9 protein-coding genes are annotated in these 16,664 nt (G+C 43.0%); 2 read left to right on the top strand and 7 right to left on the bottom strand.

Going from position 1 to position 16,664, the window contains the following annotated elements; translation table 11 throughout:
• Window positions 1-45 precede the first annotated feature (45 nt).
• The 6 genes from IZT61_RS06540 to IZT61_RS06515 form a co-directional block, all read right to left on the bottom strand.
• Entirely contained in the window at window positions 46-708 is a 663-nt protein-coding gene (locus IZT61_RS06540; RefSeq protein ID WP_196100068.1) for a hypothetical protein, read from the bottom strand.
• Between the two features lie 69 nt (window positions 709-777).
• Window positions 778-1,338 carry a Crp/Fnr family transcriptional regulator gene (locus tag IZT61_RS06535; protein ID WP_196100067.1) on the bottom strand — a complete coding sequence of 187 codons (561 nt, stop codon included), beginning with the start codon at window positions 1,336-1,338 and terminating at the stop codon, window positions 778-780.
• Window positions 1,339-1,991: 653 nt separating this feature from the next.
• The gene (locus tag IZT61_RS06530; protein ID WP_196100370.1) at window positions 1,992-4,424 is read right to left on the bottom strand and encodes a hypothetical protein; all 2,433 of its coding nucleotides are present in this window, start codon (window positions 4,422-4,424) and stop codon (window positions 1,992-1,994) included.
• A gap of 1 nt (window position 4,425) precedes the next feature.
• The gene (locus IZT61_RS06525; protein ID WP_196100369.1) at window positions 4,426-5,772 is read right to left on the bottom strand and encodes a hypothetical protein; all 1,347 of its coding nucleotides are present in this window, start codon (window positions 5,770-5,772) and stop codon (window positions 4,426-4,428) included.
• A gap of 130 nt (window positions 5,773-5,902) precedes the next feature.
• Window positions 5,903-6,685 carry a M15 family metallopeptidase gene (locus IZT61_RS06520; RefSeq protein ID WP_196100368.1) on the bottom strand — a complete coding sequence of 261 codons (783 nt, stop codon included), beginning with the start codon at window positions 6,683-6,685 and terminating at the stop codon, window positions 5,903-5,905.
• 32 nt (window positions 6,686-6,717) lie between these two features.
• Entirely contained in the window at window positions 6,718-6,996 is a 279-nt protein-coding gene (locus IZT61_RS06515) for a hypothetical protein (RefSeq protein ID WP_196100367.1), read from the bottom strand.
• 559 nt (window positions 6,997-7,555) lie between these two features.
• On the opposite strand from IZT61_RS06515, the gene IZT61_RS06510 reads away from it, so the two are divergent.
• Window positions 7,556-10,816 (top strand): patatin-like phospholipase family protein, encoded by a 3,261-nt coding sequence (locus IZT61_RS06510; RefSeq protein ID WP_230383880.1) that lies wholly within the window; start codon window positions 7,556-7,558, stop codon window positions 10,814-10,816.
• An 80-nt stretch (window positions 10,817-10,896) separates the two neighbouring features.
• On the opposite strand, the gene IZT61_RS06505 is transcribed toward IZT61_RS06510, so the two are convergent.
• Window positions 10,897-13,749, bottom strand: a complete 2,853-nt coding sequence (locus IZT61_RS06505; protein WP_196100366.1) for a hypothetical protein — start codon at window positions 13,747-13,749, stop codon at window positions 10,897-10,899.
• A gap of 294 nt (window positions 13,750-14,043) precedes the next feature.
• Here IZT61_RS06505 and IZT61_RS06500 point away from each other — a divergent pair, with 294 nt between their 5' ends.
• Window positions 14,044-16,644 (top strand): PAS domain-containing protein, encoded by a 2,601-nt coding sequence (locus tag IZT61_RS06500; protein ID WP_230383947.1) that lies wholly within the window; start codon window positions 14,044-14,046, stop codon window positions 16,642-16,644.
• Window positions 16,645-16,664: the final 20 nt, after the last annotated feature.

Raw genomic sequence — 16,664 nt, 5'->3', positions numbered from 1 at the left:
ATTATTCGAAGGAGCCTACAAGTTTAATTTTGGCTTAAATAGATGTTATAGTATTTGGTCTCCTGCCTGCACTTTAATAAGTCGATAAATTGAATAAACTCCTGGTATCATGGGTAACGCGGCGGTCCACATCCCTGCAAAATAATATTTACCTGTTGTTTTGTAAAAATAGTTAGGCATATTTTCAATTGGCACTCCCCGTATAAATTGGCTTATTGAATTTATGTTTGAGGGCTGAATTTTTGGTGTTAGTAAAGGGAAAATAAAATGGGTAAATTCTGCTACGCCTGGGCCTATGAATATAAACCATGCAATGAATCCTGCAAATGGTATTTTATAATAAAGACCCAATGAAGTGAGCGTATAAATAGTAGGCCCTACAATGGCAAAGATTATTAAAAAGCTTTTTTCACTCCATGGTATATTAAACAAACGGCTCATAGCAGGGCCAAATCCAGTTAGATATTCTTCTAAAATATGAATTTGAAGCGCTGCAACAGTAAATATAAACAGTGGAAGAATTATCGCAGGGTTTACAGGATTTCTTAGGTACGTGAAGTACCAGCAAAAAAAGGCAATAACAGCGGATCCTCCTACAATAATTACGGGTGGTAACCCGATATTTATATAACCCATCACAGGAGCTGTAATACAAAATGATAGTGCCGCAAGTAAACTTATCTTCTGAGGTAGACTGAATTTTAACATCGTGTGCTGATTTAGTTTCTCCAAAGTTATCAGCGAGAGATATAAAATTTTTTATCAAATGATAAAAAATTATTTGACGGCTCTTATCCTACTTAAAGAAACCTGCGTTATACCTAGATAATTGGAAAGATCACCCAGACTAATTCGCTGAAGCAGTTCAGGATATTCTTTTACAAAATTGAAATATCGCTCGGATGCATTATCTTCTAGTAGCTCAGTTATTCGTTTCATCATATTAATTGATGCACCTGAAACAAGCTCTCTGTAAAAGGTTTCCATACAATGGTGTTTTTTGCAAAGTAAGTGTAGTTGAGTATAGCTTAAGCATATATAGGTAGTTGGCTCCAGAACATTAATAGCAAATTTAGAAGGTGACTGGGTTAGGAAACTATCAAGCACTGTAAAAATGGATCCTTCAATGAAAAAGCGCATAATAAATTCTTTGTCCTCTTTGAAGAAAAAGGTTTTACACAGTCCATTCTTAACAAAATATATATTTTGGCAAACCGCACCTTTTCTCAGCAGTGAGCGTCCCTTTTTAGCTGTGAATATTTTGATAGCATCAACTAAATCCATTTTAGCTTCTTGAGTTAGTGAGTGAAGCTGATTATAAAATTGTTCGAAATCCATATGGTGTGCCGTAATGGATAAAGTTATCATTATTAACGAAGACGCACAATGGAACAGCAGTGAGTGTTTTAATTCTCATTATTATAGATACCAAGGCAGCATTTCTGGTTTTCGGCTATTTTTCTCCAAGCTCTTTTGGTGTCGGGCAAGCAAGCTCGGAACGCATTCGCCTTCTATAAACCATACCTCGATATTTTCAAATATTCCAGGTGCGGCTTTGTTTCTTGTAGGGAAAGGCTCATGGTAGTTAATTGTCTAAAGAAAGTATACGCCACTGCATTACCCAGCAGTTGTATTTAAGGCTGTAATGCATTCTGAATGGAACGCTGTATTTATTGCTTTGTAGCAAAAACCATAGGCAACATCCCGGTCAGGATTACCTTTTATAACGAAGGTTTTGGAAGAGAATTTGTGGTTTCAATCTTCGAAAAAGATTCTTTGATACACCGCCACTTGGTCCGCTACATTTTCATCTTTGCGGACACTGCTAATGCCAACGGTAGTTTGACAGGCTGACTACGCAGCACTTTGATGTTTTTCACAATTCAGGATGCATGAACCCAAATAAACCGAATGATTTTGTAATTCAAAAAAGTAGCTTTGAATAAATCAATATTTATCTTGTCATTTCCTCTCGTATTCGCTACAGTCGTTTAGTTTTTCGATTTTGTATAAAGGTTGAGCAGCGGTACATCTACACACACCGACAGGCTATAGCGAACATAGGTGTTTTTTGAATAATCATTGGTTGTACTCGTCACTTTTCTGAGGTTAGGCCCCGTTTGCACACCGAAATTTACGGAAATTGGTGTTTTGGCAATCCCGAGTGACCAGAACAGGCCTGGAGAAAAAATGTCAGCTAATTTAATCGTCGGTACTTGTTCGGTAGTCGAATCCTCAAAACGATATGCAGCGATGGCACCAAGATCTACGAAAGAGATAAACAGCGATGATGAAAAGCCGGATTTGCCTGTGGGAATAAAGCAGAATGGCCATGGCAAAAAGCTATTCCCTTTACTAATCGACAGGCCAATGGGAGCTGTAATTCCGTAGCTATTAAATTTAAATGGCTTATTGGCATCAACACCTTTTATCACCTCGCTGCCGGTAAAAAGCCCTGCATAGGCATTTATGGATACGTTAAAGCTTGTTTGCCGTTTTATACTTGAGCTACCTGCTGGCAGCGCCACGGATTCGATAGCTGCGGCTACTTCATCGCTGTTTTTGGCATCAATCATGTTCGCCATAAAAGCACTGTATTTAGTCAGTTTCTCCATCAACCCTGATGACTTTGCGGCAGCAGCGGGTTTGCGAGAGCGCTCCGTATTCAATTCCAGTTGCATTGCTGCGGGCCTTACATAAGCGGTTTGGTATATCGAAATTACATGGTTTGCTACGGCCGCGTATCGTTTGCGGTTAATGGCTATAGCAAGATCGGTAATATGATTTACAATGGTAAAATAACCGCTGGTGTTGGTTTCAATGCTGTTTAGCCCGTTAACACTGGATAAGCCGGGGAGATCAGCAATGTTTACGGCAGACTGGATGAGCTGGGCGGTTTTCTGGATATAACCGGCATACCTTTCTATTTTTACCGAGTCTGTAGCTTCCCTGTTATACGCGTTTATTAGGTCGTTCAACTCTTCGATTTTGTTGCCCAGGGATAGGAAGTACGTTTTATAGTTTTGATAGTTTGCATCAAACCGCGTTGCATTTTCGCTGGTATTTAGTAGTTGATAGAAATTCTTGCTGGTATCTGTTGAAAAGGTTATTTTATTGTATTTAATCTTTGCGGTTTGAAGCACTAATCCGATGTAAATCTGCAATGTTTTCTTGTTAGTTACCATTGTTCTAACCTTATCTATACCTACCCAGTACGTATGTTTAGTGGTATCAGTTTCTTTCAACGATTCGCTAAAAAGCTGTAAGGATTGTACAGCGCCCTTTAATATTTTGGCAGCAGGCTGATCTTTCCCGGTGATGCTATCCAGATAACTGACAGGGTACCCATCAACGATGTCGCCGGGATGGGCCCGGTCCTTAACGCCCGCGGCGATGTAACAACCCGACCTTACTGCAAATGCAAGTTTCTGGTTTTCATCTTTGCTGAAAAAATCGGGGTGATTGGTAATAATGGAAGGCAGATTTTCGTCGATTGCAAGAAAATCTGAACGGAAAGCTTCCCTGAGGTTGCTAAGATAGTTACTGTAGCTATAAATCTGCACATCAATGGCACTGAGTAAAAGGTAAGTATCGGGGAAAACCGATTTTAAATCGGGGTAGCTGGCAATGTCTTCTTTAAATTTCTTAAAAAATGCAATTGTTAGTTCTTCTTTAGCCCTTTTTACAATGAATTTAGCGAAACCATCTGCAATTTTTGTAACATCGAGGCCGCCAATTGCACTGCCTAAACTACTTATATTGCCACCACCAACTGCCTCTGTTCCTTCAATGCTGTTCCAGATATTATCGGGTATCGAGTTTTGTAAAAAATGATTGTCGGTTTGCTCCTTTATTCCATACTTTTCAAATAAGAATTTCTTAATTTTCGGCTTGTTAGCGGGATCTTTAATTAACTCACTAAGTAAAATTGCATCATTAATGACGGAGCTGTATGGGTCAATTTCGGCAGCGTTAAAGGTTACGGGCGAATCGGAAGCAACGGCCGAAATGGGCTGCTCTTTAGGCAAATTAAACGTTGTTGCCGCCTGCGGTTTTAGGTAGAAAGTGCCCAAAGAAATTTTGTTTAGTTTAACGGTAAAGGTATCAGAAACCAGTAGTTTGCATTGAGGGCATTCTCTGATTTTGCGGCTAGGCTGTATTGTTACGGTATAACCTCCTTCGGTATTTTTGCCAATGCTGCGGTCTAATATATTTCCTTCGCGATTTTGAAGTATAGCGCCATTGTTTAAAATATCGAAAGTTTTGCCTTTAAAATTTTTATCAATCATAAAGGTGTAAGCGGTGTTTGGTTCTGCTGATACGGTTGGCGATACTGTTCCAGAAGCATTGATCCGATACGTTTTCTGCGCAATAGCCAGCTGGCAAAGCAATACAGCAACAGTAAATAGATAAGCGTTTTTCATATTAAATGGTTTCTAAGTTGAAGGCTTTTAATGTTTCTTGTATCGGCAATACAAGCGAAAAATTATCTGTTCTGCCCAGAAGAATCCCAATAAGTTTTTTAGAATCGGTATGGAAGATGCAGCTTCCTGAATCGCCTCCAACTGAAATAGGACGGGCAGTTTGCCTGTCGTTTGTTGACCCTACAAGGATAACGTTCGCTTTATAGCTATCACCGGTGTCATAGCTAACATCAAGGCCCACGTTATAATCAATAATGTAAGCTGCTGTTGTTTTGCCCTTTCTTGATAACATGGTAATATTTTTTAAGGGCGTTTTAACATCCTTGTCTTCCACGGTATAAAAGCCATTTTGGAACTTCTGATAATTAGCGTCATCAGGTACGTTTTCTTCAATGCTCGCTACTGCAAGGTCCTGCTCATAGTTTAACATCTTATACGCCCAGGTTCCGGCAATTTCTCCGTCGAGTATTACCCGAGTTTGCCGGGCAGGATCTAACTGGCCATTAAAAAAGTCATCATAGCGTCCATGAGAATAAATATGCCCCGAGGTAACCACCCCCGTAAAGGCAGGGTCGGTAGTTGATTTTACCAGGCAGCAGATTGAGCCAAAGTAGGTTGGAAATTGGGGTGTACTAATCTCAGAGCGCAATTGTGAGTATTGGATCCGGGCAGTTCCGCTACCCTTAACAATTTCAGTTTGGATAAGGCTTGTACTATTATCAGGCATTTTCACCGCTAAGGATGAAGGTATCCCAGTGTCGTTCTTGTCTTTCAAATAAATGGCTACAACATGGCTTTCGGGCATATTTGGGTCTGCTATGGTATCACTTAGTGTAAGTATGTTCGGGAATTTTACTTTCAGGTACTGTTCGTTTTGAACAATTGCCAGTTTGGCCAGTTCTGCGCTGCCGTATTCAAGCGCTGCTGTTTTGGTTTTTCGAAATTCCTTTACAACCGCCATTTTGCTTTCGAAAAAGCTCTGCGTTGCTTTTGCCCCGAAGGTGAAGGCGATAATGCCAACCCAGTACCCATCAATACCCATATCTGCGAGCGATTTGACATCTTTTGACCAACCAATTTTTAACATGAGCATGCAGATTACATTGGTCATCATAAATACCACAATACGCATTGTACTTAGTCCTTCATTTCCTTCTAAAAGGGAAGGAAAAGCCAGTGAAAAGCCAAGCGTGGTGATGAAGAAAGAGATCGATACAATATTGGCAACAGGAGCTTCGATACGGAAAGAGCAAACCATCAACGAAACTATTCCAACGGCCATCAGGCAAAAGCCTATAAACCGAAGGGCAGTAAGTTTGCCTTCATTTTTTTCTATAATATCCCTCATACTATCAGGTTTTAGTTGTTGGTAAATGTGGCTGTGTTTAGCTAAGTAATGATGTTAAGTGGGGTGTAGGTTTAAGGGTTAACAAACCCCTGCCAGGCGGTTTTGCAACATATTGCTTTAAATTGCGTTGTTAGCTTCCATGTAATTTGGCAATCTCAAAATGCATTCCGTCCTGCCGCGAAAAATGGCCACCCCAGTAAAATCCGTTATCGTTGGCCAGGCCTACCAGTTCCCTGACTGATCCCTTACGGCCTACCAATGCAGGAACTTCTTTAAGGCCGTTCCAGGCTACGTTGATATCAAAAGCGGTCCCAAAAGCGTGGTTACTTAAAGTTGTGCGGCTGCCTCTGATAAACCGCGGATTAAAGCTTCCACCCCAGGTGAGCACCAAATGCAACAGCCCCGCCTGCTCCCAGTCAGACCACATTTTCTGCACCTGTTTCGCCGCCAGGTGGTGAAACCACATCTGGCTGCCGCCGAAAACTTTCATCTGCGGAATGGGCACCTTAATGATGTTCTTCTTTTGCCAGTCGCCCTGAATCTCTATATGCTCAGGATCGCCGGGAAGAGGGTGGTGAACAAAAGAAAATGGGCCGAATAACTGCTGCTTTTGGTCATCAGTTTTAAGCGGTGAAAAGTTGGGTTTGGCTGGCCAGTTTAGGGTCTGTTTATCCGTAACCGGATCGCTTGTTACACCAAAGCCCTCCATCATGGCCGCACCATAAGTTTTATCGCCCACCACCCCGTCGGGACTCAACCCGTGCAAAGATTGAAATGTGCAAGTGGCTTTAAAGGTATTGAGCCCGTATTTGCCATCTACTATGTCCCAATAAATATTTTTTCCCCGCAGGAAATATTGCCAGTCCTCTACCTGGCTTCCTTTACTACCCATTCTGATTACTGCTAATCCCATTGTTTTATAGTTTAAGTGAATGTTTGTTTACATTATTGGCGTTTTTTGGTGTTGGGGCTGCGCCCGATTGATGGCACGATGGAGATCATCCCGAAAGGATGTGCATTTTTCGGGTTTAACATGTTTGTTCTGCGTGTAAAATTTGCGCAATGGGGCTCGGTAGTGCTGCCCTGATAGGGTGGGGCGCAGTGCTGATGATAAGCCATACAGGTTGCAGGGCAAACCCTGGTCGGAGAACCAACCGGATTAAACGTAGCATAGTGTAGCCTACCCGTAAAAAGGCGCTTTTCTTTTAGACTTTCGCGTGTCATGGTAAAACATTTAATAAAGATGCTTTAACAAGAAAATACTTGGGACGATGACGATCTCAAAGGCTGAGCGACGGATGGGGTTTGGCTACAATTAAGGGCCTCGGAAAAGAGAGGCTTTTTATGTTTTGATGGATCTGAATGGTTGGCATGCGTTTGGTTAACGCGTAACTAAGCTACTCATTTCCATTTAATTAACAATACTTATTTTTAAGTAAATTTTTATTAATCATTTTAAATAGCAAATGCTCAGTGCTGATCATCACCGTTGTTAGCTTTAATCGATTAATTACCATGATTGATCGATTTTTCAGGCGCATAAATCATATAATCTGTTGCGGTTCTAATTAAAGTGTTTATATTCAGTTATATAATATTTGTTTTCAGTCTACAATAGTATCTTCTATTTATCAGGCAGTTTCTCTTAAAGGCCATCTGGTTTGGGTGGGGATTGAAAAAAAGCTATATCATCGCATGGTGAATACCATGATTACCCGTTGATTATTTATCGCTTAACAGCCAGCGCGGTTTTTGCCAAACGGGGCTATAAACAGGCCTTGCCATGGATATCATTACCGACCTTAGTGCCCGTGCAATTTCTTTCCTCTCTACGTATCGTGAGGTATGCAGGATTTTGGATGTACCTGTAAATCTCGATGTTGAGCAAATCAGAAAAAATAAGTCTATCATCGGAAATAAAATGGATGAAGCTTCTGAAATAAAGCAGGCCGAAGTTTCCTCCCGTATCCAAGGACTGATCTGGCGGTGTGCGCTGAAAGAAAAACCTATAGATTTTTTGACTACTACGGTTTTACGACTGGTATCCTTTTATAAGGGTAAATACCCTGATGAACCAAAAATTAAAGCGCTGGATGAGCGGCTATTAGAAAATTTAGCAGAAGACAGCCTGTACAACATCAGGGAACGTTTTCGCCTCATATTATATCGAATACCATCCACGCGGCTGCTGCTGGTGCAAACGCTGGAATATATGCCCTTGCAGGTAGTATTGGTCATTGTGAAGAAATCCAGACCTTTAGAAAACCGGCTTTATCAGGTTTATGGCGAAGGCATCGAAAAATTAGTTTACGGAAAGTCGCTTGCAAAAGCATTCTGGACGGCCGAAAACAAGGCCAGGGCAGAAAAATTACTTGTAAAAGATGGTTTTTTACGCAATGCATTACGGAAGAAAAAAATAGCTTTACCTTTCGAAACGCTTTTGAGCCAGGAGCTTAACGAAGTGAAGGCCTCCAGGGTTGCTCGTCATATTGTTTCGGAACGGCGCCCGGCTGCCGAAAATATTCCCGATCCGGACCCGATCCGGTTTGCCGGGAATTTGAGGCTCCGCGGGCTTGCCCTTTCCGGGGGTGGCATTCGCTCGGCTACCTTTAATCTGGGCGTTTTACAGGGGCTTGCAGAGCGTAATGTGCTGAAAAGCTTTGATTATTTATCAACAGTTTCTGGCGGAGGTTACATCGGCTCGTGGTTAATTTCGTGGATGCAACGGGTAGGATCAGTAACTGCAATTTCGACACTGCTAAACGCCAAAAAATCTGCCGACCCGATGAGTGAAGATGTCAGGCCGATCAGGTGGTTACGGATGCACAGTAATTACCTTGCGCCAACCACAGGTATTCTGTCTATAGATTCCCTAACCATGGGGCTTACCTGGCTAAGAAATACACTTATCAACCAAATACTTTTGGTATTAATACTATGTACTGCGCTTTCTGCCGTTGGTTTAATGTTCGAATTGTGGAATTATCCCTATGTTTTTGTGCAAACCTATACCGAATCTTATCCCTGGATTTTTAGCGTTGTAATTTTAGGTTTGGGTGCTTTATTAACGGGGGCCGGAATGCGTACGTATGAAAACCAGGACTTGCGGGGCAGGTTTGGATCGAGTAAAAAATTGCCGGCATCGCTGGTTGCCTGGGCAATGGCCAGTGGTTTAGTAGTTAGCGCATGCCTTAAAAACCTGCCCGAACTTAAAGAGTGGCCGTCATGGAGTTTTACCAACGTATTTTTTGCTGTTTCTGTTACCGGCCTGCTGTTTATGCTGGGGGTTGCCTGGTGGGGAAATTACCATAAAACGATACTGAAAGAGAAACAGTTCTCTTTTTTTACGGCCCTGATTGTTTATTCGGCACTGGCTTCTGTTTGTTCGACGTTATTGCTGGTTTGTTGCGCAAAAATTATAGCACAATTTCCCGATACTTTTTTGGGCGATAGGTATGCCAGAAACAAATATGCCTTTGTTTTTGGCCCCCCGCTGGTATTAGAATGCCTCAGTTGCGGTGTTATATTGCGGATGTTGCTGCTCGGAAAGCTTTTTGCCGATGAGCGCAGGGAATGGTGGGGGAGAATGGGCGCAGTAATACACCGGTTTATTCTGATCTGGATCATGGTTACTTTTGGCGCATTGCTGATGCCACAAATTGTGAAAGAATTTTATTACAATAAACTCCCTCAGTTACCTGCAATTTTGGGTGGTTGGGGAATCATCATCGGTTGGGCTGTTCGAAAAGCCTTTAACCCCGGTTCTCCTTCGGCCAACAAAGCAAAAAGCGGTTTTAGCCTATCGGAAATTTTCGTCAGGTTTGCTCCATATCTTTTTATGATCGGTTTTTTTCTCATTGGCGCTTCGGCCCTGGTGGGTATTCAAAAAATTTTTAACATTGTTCCGCACGGAGAACTTAGTCAGTGTATTTTATTTCTCTTAATGACAATATGCCTTGGCGGTCTGTCGTGGTTTTTAGGGAGCAGAATTGGCGTTAATGAGTTTTCGCTTCACCATTTTTACCGGAACAGACTGGTAAGGGCTTATCTTGGTGCAACACGTCGGCGATCGTCCCGAGAATCAACCGTTAACAGTTTTACCGGTTTCGATCGTCGCGACGATATTCCAATGGCCGATTTTAAAGTCTCCAAAGGTTACCGCGGACCTTATCCGATCTTAAATTCTGCTATGAACGCAAGCTCCGTTTCCGAGCTCGATCGTCAGGACAGGAAAGCAGAATCTTTCATCTTTTCGCCTTTATACTGTGGTTTCGATTTCAGTTCAAATCGGTCGGCAGGTAACACCAGCAATGGCATATTTCAATACGGATATCGGCCTACTGAGAAGTATGGACAAGCAGGCGGGCCCACTCTAGGTACTGCTATGGCCATTTCCGGAGCCGCAGTAAACCCAAATATGGGCTACCATACTTCGGCACCCACCGCATTTCTGCTTACCATGTTTAACGTTCGTTTGGGTAGATGGATCGGAAATCCCAGGCTACAGCAGTGGGAGAATTCTGACCCAGGTTCCGGGCTTGCTTACCTCCTTTATGATATGGGCGCTAAATCAGATATCGATAAAGATTACGTATGCCTCTCTGATGGTGGCCATTTTGATAACATGGGAATTTACGAGCTGATTCGCCGCCGTTGTCATTATGTTTTGCTGTGCGATGTAGAGGAAGATGTAAACGCCAGTTGCGAGGGGCTAGCCAATGCTATTCGGCGCTGCCGGATCGACTTCGGCGTTGAGATTGACATTAACCTTGAACCATTAACGCTGATTGATGAGAAAACTGGCCGTGTGGAAGCCCAGTCGGTAACAGGCACTATTCATTATCCGGGAGATCAGAAACCCTCCGGAACTATTGTCTATCTTAAATCTTCCATACTATCAACCCAGAGCGTAGATGTGCGGCAATATTATCTGGCAAACGGTTCCTTTCCACAGCAATCTACAGGCGATCAATTTTTTGATGAGGCCCAGTTTGAGAGTTATCGCAAACTGGGTTACGATGCCATTATGCGAGCGAGCCTGTAAATACCATTGGATTAAATCCCGTTTACCAGACCTGTTTCAAAAGGCTTAACCGCCATCGTTTTTATCAGGTTACTTAAATGTTACTGATGGTTGACTTTTGCCACGTGATGTTGCACTGCGGTATCGGCGGCTTCTTTTAGTGTGCCAAAAACCGATAAAATTTTATCAATTTTTGGGCGTTGATCATTAATACTTTTCTTCATTACTTTAAGGGCATTATCCGAAATTTGCCATCCCAGGGGCAATACGGGCCAGTTTCCCCCAATAAGCTCTGATGTGGGTTGGATTTTATTGTAACTGTATTTTTTGTTGCGTTGTGCAATAACGCTGTTTATTGTGTCGGCCTTTAACGCATTGCTGCTGATTGTTTTTAAAATGCCCTGCAACGGCGCTATAATTTCATACATGTTTTTATCGCGAACAGGATGTTCTGCAGCCAAAATGCTGTTACTGATTGAAAGCAAATTGATGGATATATTGAGCGCCCTGAATTGCGGCTCGGCAAGTACGCTTTCAAAAACTTCGATCACCTGACGTGAAGTTTCTGCACCCGAATTTTCAATTGTTCCCCCGTCGGTAAAATGATGCTTCTCGTCAAATTTCCCTGTGGGGCTTACGTACGGAAAACGTGCGCTTAAAAAAGCTGCCGCAGAAAGTGGAAGGTCCTGGTGTTTTGCCCTCATCAGGTCCTGAATAAAGATACAACCCGGAAAATCATCCCGATTAAGCAATACCGGCGCAACAATTCCTTTTTTTCCGGTATTAATATCATAGGTGTTACTAAAAAGGAGCGGCAATTCCATATTTGATTGTTTCCAGGCCGCTCTCAAAGCAACACTATAATCCATCTTATATTTTTCTTTCAATATTTTTTCGAAACCAATTTCCTGCAGGCGCGAACGGTCATCGTACCAATTGCCGCCGATAACAGACATGAGCACATCTCTTCCAAAAATACCCACCACATTAGCGGTTAAATAGTCGTGCATATAAATTTCGTCGTTTTTCGGGAAAAATCTTGTGGAGGCGAGTTGGTTTTCGGCAGCCAATCTATCGGCCGTTAGAAAGGAGAAACCAACAGTTCCGCCTGATGCACCCGAAAACGAAAATACATGATGTTGAAAGTCGTCGGCTAACATCCTGCTGCCACGGGCATTGAGCATCCGCGAATCGAGTTCGCCAATAATCATTGTAGCCCATACCGATGCCCTGATGCCGCCGCCGTAAGAATTAACAAAAAATACTGGATAGGGCCTGCCATGGTCTGCTGCGTAGCTTTCAATTACTCCACGCCTGAAACTAAGCCAATTGCGGATGTGTGCACGTAATGAGTGTTGCCCGCTAGCTTCGGCTTTAACGGTATGGACTTTATGAAAATCACTCATTTTAAAATAAGAGATAGAAACGCCCACCAAAAGTAACAAAGTAATCCACTGCACATTGGTGCGTTTGCCCAATATGAGCAGGTACGAAAATAGCAGAAGGTAGCAAATGAGCGCAGAAATGGCAATGGCCAGTGTAAAAAACCTAAACTTGGCAGTGAGCGCAAAAAGGATGTACGGGATATTGAAAAGAATAAAAACCAGTGCCAGTAACAGGCCGGAAATGAGCACAATGGGCCCCACTTGAATGTTTTTGACCAGCTGGATTTTCGACCGGTAGGTTACAGAAATTAAAAAGGCGAAGGAAAGCAAAAAAAGATTGAGTGAAAGGTACGACAGCCGGCCATATTCCTCCACATTGGTGTTTCTGATGAAGTAAAAGCCGATCATCACTGCAAAAAGCAGCGCCATTACGGTGAGGTAACGGCTAAAAGAAAAAATGTTATTGGGTGCAAAGAAAGTATCGAGCGAGTTATGGCGCAACATTTGCCAATAAGCAATTAAAGCCGCCAGCAATATTGCCAGCACTGGCACATCATCCAAAAGATAAGGCATATGGTACCGTTTCATTGTACTTAAAATACCCACGGCAGGGATTAAAAACGAAAGTACGCCCAGTAAGCGGGCATAATCTACCGTGCTTTTGTGCTGCATAGAAAACCCTTTTGGCACTGTTAACAGCAGATCGGTAAACCCGCCCGCATACAGCTTAGGCAGGTACCAGTTTAACGCCGCCAGCACCGAAATACAAATCAGAAAAATGATGGTCCCCCAGAAAGAAGTATTAATCGTAATCAGCAAATCCTGTCCCTGGTCTGAAAAGTTCAACAGCGCAAAAAGCACAAACAACACAATAAGTACAATACGGAAAGTCCAGCTGAGGCGCAATGCAAACAAGGTATTTGCCGACAGAATAGATAACCAGCCGGTTAAGCGTTTGAAAAAACTGATGCTCCAGCCAAAGAAAAACAACATGCAGCCCAGCAGGATAAACTTAAACAATGCCAGATAAAAAACACTCATTGCAACCCCGTTTTCCACAAATTTGGCTAAATGGATCATGGAGGGAATATTTGGATTAAGCTGCTCAAAATGACGGATTGCTTGAAGGATGTAAAAATTTTCGGCTACATCCAGCACCCCAATCAGTACCGCTGTACCCGCAAATATTTTAAATTGCCGTTGGCTGATGCTGGCAGTAGATGTAGATACCCCTTTAAAAAAATACCAAAACAGCAGTATAAAAGTCGATACGTAAAAGAAAATAAACCCAAAATCGGCGTTAGTTTGGCGTTTAGCAGTCTGTAACCCCGTTATAATCGAACCCGATTCTTCCGGGTCTTTCCAGTTGCGTTCGAATACGTAATTGCCTTCCCTGTTCCATTCCGAAAAAATACGATATTGTACGCTATCAGAGCGAGTAAGCTCCAGAGAAAAAATCCCTGCTTTGGCAGAATCAGAGAACAGAAGATGATGGTTTTTCATCACCATGCTTCCGGTAACCAATAAACCCACAATGGCTACCAGAAATAGCACCTTTAAATGTTTCATAATGAAGGGATTAAAATGATAATGTGGTTAGTGAAATAAATTTAAGATTTAAAATTGGCTTACCATCATTAAATCTTCAATAGGATCAGGTTTTTTCGGATTGCTTAGCCAAAAGGCACTTGATTAGTTAAATTTCAAAAGCACTACCCCAATACCTAATTCATTAGCCGGTTCTTTGCTTTAGCACAGAAACTGTTCAGTATGATGTTTGCGCCGCTCGCCAGTTGGATATTTTTATATTGGTAAGTCGCAAGCTGGGAAAATTAGCTTAACTTTACCTGTTTTTTACTTTTGATGATCCAGCCCAACCAGATTTCAGGCAATACATTCCTGCTTGAAGCATTATCGCTATCCAATGACGCTACGGCCATTTACACGAGCGAAGAACTGCATATTGCCTTCGTTAATAATGGAATGCTTCGTATTTGGGGAAAAGATAAAACAGTGGTTGGCAAAACCTTTGAGCAGGCCATTCCGGAAATTGTTGGCCAGCCCTTTACGGCGCTTCTTCAAAATGTTTGGCGTACCGGTAAAACCTTTAAAGCACACAATACCCCTGCAAACCTGGAAATTGGCGGCGTACTGGGAACTTATTATTTTGATTTCGAATACCGGGCGTTGACGGATGAAACGGGTTTAACTTACTGCCTTTTGCATACTGCAACCGACGTAACCGAACGTGTTGCCGCTGAGCAGGCGATTAAATTTGAAGAAAGCCAGAGGGAGGCGTTAGAAAATGAACAGGCCCTTAATGGGGAGCTAGCGGCAACAAACGAAGAGTTGATGGCGGTTAACGATGAGCTTCAACTGGCGCAGACTACCTTGCAGGAGCTCAATGAAGATTTGGAGATAAGGGTTGCTGAGGGTACTCAGGCCGCCGAATCTGCCAGGCACCGGCTGGAGGCAATGGTGATGAACACCCCTATTGCGATGGCAATTTTGAGGACTAAAGACCTCATTGTCGAAATTGCCAACGGACCGATGCTCACTGTATGGCGAAGAACGCTTGATCAGGTGCTCGAGCGCAGTCTTGTAGAAATTTTTCCCGAGTTGCATGGCCAGCCCAATCCCGAGCGGATGCGCGGGGTGATGGAAAGCCGTAAACGATTTTCCCTTCCTGAAACAGAAGTGATCCTGGGCACCGTGGATGGAACGCTTAAATCGCATTACGCCAGGTTTTCTTACGATCCCATCTTTGAGCAGAACGGGGAGGTAGAATCGATATTAGTCACGGTAATTAATATTACTGAAGAGGTGAACAACCGAAAGCAATTGGAGATGAGCAGTGCTGCACTGAAAGAAAGTACGAATAAACTCGCCTTAATTAACAGGGAGCTTTCTGCTATCAATGAGGAATACATGGTCATCAATGAAGAGCTCGAATCGGCAAACCAGGAGCTTGTTGTTGCACAAGCGCAACTGCTCAGAGAAACCCAGGAGAAACAGCTGGCCAACGACAGGTTGAGCGCTAATGAGGAAAACCTGAGAAACATTGTGAAACAGGCGCCTGTAGGCATGTGCATATTGCAAGGAGATCCGCTCTTTGTGGTAGAGATAAATGATATTTTTCTGGAGATCATCGGAAAGCCGCGGGAAGCCTTTGATGATTTGCCCTACTGGGAGGTGAACGCAGAAGCCAAAGCCTTTTACGAACCAATTACAACGCAGGTTATTTCTACCGGGTCTACCTATTATGCAAATGAGCATGAAATTGCCCTCATGCGGAACGGCAAGCCGGAGACCGTTCACGTCAATTTTGTTTATGAGCCGCTAAAAGACGCGGATAACAAGCCATTTGCGCTCATGATCGTTGCCGTTGACATTACTACGCAGGTGCTTGCACGCAAAAAAATTGAGGAAAGCGAAAAACATTTCCGTTCCCTGGCCGACATTGTACCGGCCAAGATCAGCAATGCATTGCCTGGCGGAGAGGTCACTTTCTTTAATCAACAATGGCTGGATTACAGCGGGATGAACTTTGAGGACCTGCGGGATTTCGGCTATCACGAGATGATGCACCCCGATGAGATTCCGGAATTTCAGCGCCGTTTAAAAGCGGCCGCTGCTAAAGGAGTTGCACTTGAAATGGAAATGCGCTTTAAAGATATTAATGGCAATTACCGCTGGCACCTTAATATAACCTCACCTATACTCGACTCGCAAGGGCAAATCACCATGTGGGTGGGCAGTACTACCGACATTGAGCGGATTAAGGAAGAAGAACAGCGCAAAGACGACTTCATCGGAATGGTAAGCCACGAGCTTAAGACACCACTTACGTCGCTGAATGCTTTTTTACAGATCCTACAGCGAAAAGCCCGTAACATTGATGACAGTTCGTCTCTTGGGCCTCTGGACAGATCGCTAAGCCAGGTAAAAAAGATGACCACAATGATTAATGGCTTTTTGAATGTTTCGAGACTGGAGGCTGGCAAGATCAATATCGATAAAAGCAGTTTTGAGCTGGGTGAGGTGATGAAGGAAATTGAGGAAGAATTTATGATCATGATCAGCAGTCACCAGATTAGATTCTCCAGTAATGGCGAAGTGCAGATTAATGCAGACCGCGATAAAATAAGTCAGGTAATTAGCAACCTGATTAGTAATGCCGTAAAATATTCGCCAGGCGGAAGCACCATTTGGGTTAGGTCGGAAACAGTTGACAAAGAAATTAGGGTGAGTGTAAAGGACAATGGAATGGGAATTAGTGCCGAGGACCAGCCAAAGCTTTTTGACCGTTATTACCGCGTTGAGGGTCAGCAAATGAAAACCATTGCAGGTTTTGGAATAGGGCTCTATTTATGTGCAGAGATTATTTACCGCCATGCAGGAAAAATTGGTGTAGAAAGCCAGATCGGCGAAGGCAGCGAATTTTGGTTTAGCATTCCTTTATGACAGGTTAAAAACACCAATCG

The organism is Pedobacter endophyticus (genome assembly GCF_015679185.1).
Taxonomy (GTDB): Bacteria; Bacteroidota; Bacteroidia; order Sphingobacteriales; family Sphingobacteriaceae; genus Pedobacter; species Pedobacter endophyticus.
Note: the sequence above shows the minus strand (reverse complement) of the source record. Positions and strands in the feature narration are given on the sequence as shown.

Excerpts from the sequence above, each read along its gene's own strand:
- IZT61_RS06540 (WP_196100068.1), bottom strand. The coding sequence starts at position 708 with ATGTTAAAATTCAGTCTACCTCAGAAGATAAGTTTACTTGCGGCACTA.
- IZT61_RS06535 (WP_196100067.1), bottom strand. The coding sequence starts at position 1,338 with ATGGATTTCGAACAATTTTATAATCAGCTTCACTCACTAACTCAAGAA.
- IZT61_RS06530 (WP_196100370.1), bottom strand. The coding sequence starts at position 4,424 with ATGAAAAACGCTTATCTATTTACTGTTGCTGTATTGCTTTGCCAGCTG.
- IZT61_RS06525 (WP_196100369.1), bottom strand. The coding sequence starts at position 5,772 with ATGAGGGATATTATAGAAAAAAATGAAGGCAAACTTACTGCCCTTCGG.
- IZT61_RS06520 (WP_196100368.1), bottom strand. The coding sequence starts at position 6,685 with ATGGGATTAGCAGTAATCAGAATGGGTAGTAAAGGAAGCCAGGTAGAG.
- IZT61_RS06515 (WP_196100367.1), bottom strand. The coding sequence starts at position 6,996 with ATGACACGCGAAAGTCTAAAAGAAAAGCGCCTTTTTACGGGTAGGCTA.
- IZT61_RS06510 (WP_230383880.1), top strand. The coding sequence starts at position 7,556 with ATGGATATCATTACCGACCTTAGTGCCCGTGCAATTTCTTTCCTCTCT.
- IZT61_RS06505 (WP_196100366.1), bottom strand. The coding sequence starts at position 13,749 with ATGAAACATTTAAAGGTGCTATTTCTGGTAGCCATTGTGGGTTTATTG.
- IZT61_RS06500 (WP_230383947.1), top strand. The coding sequence starts at position 14,044 with ATGATCCAGCCCAACCAGATTTCAGGCAATACATTCCTGCTTGAAGCA.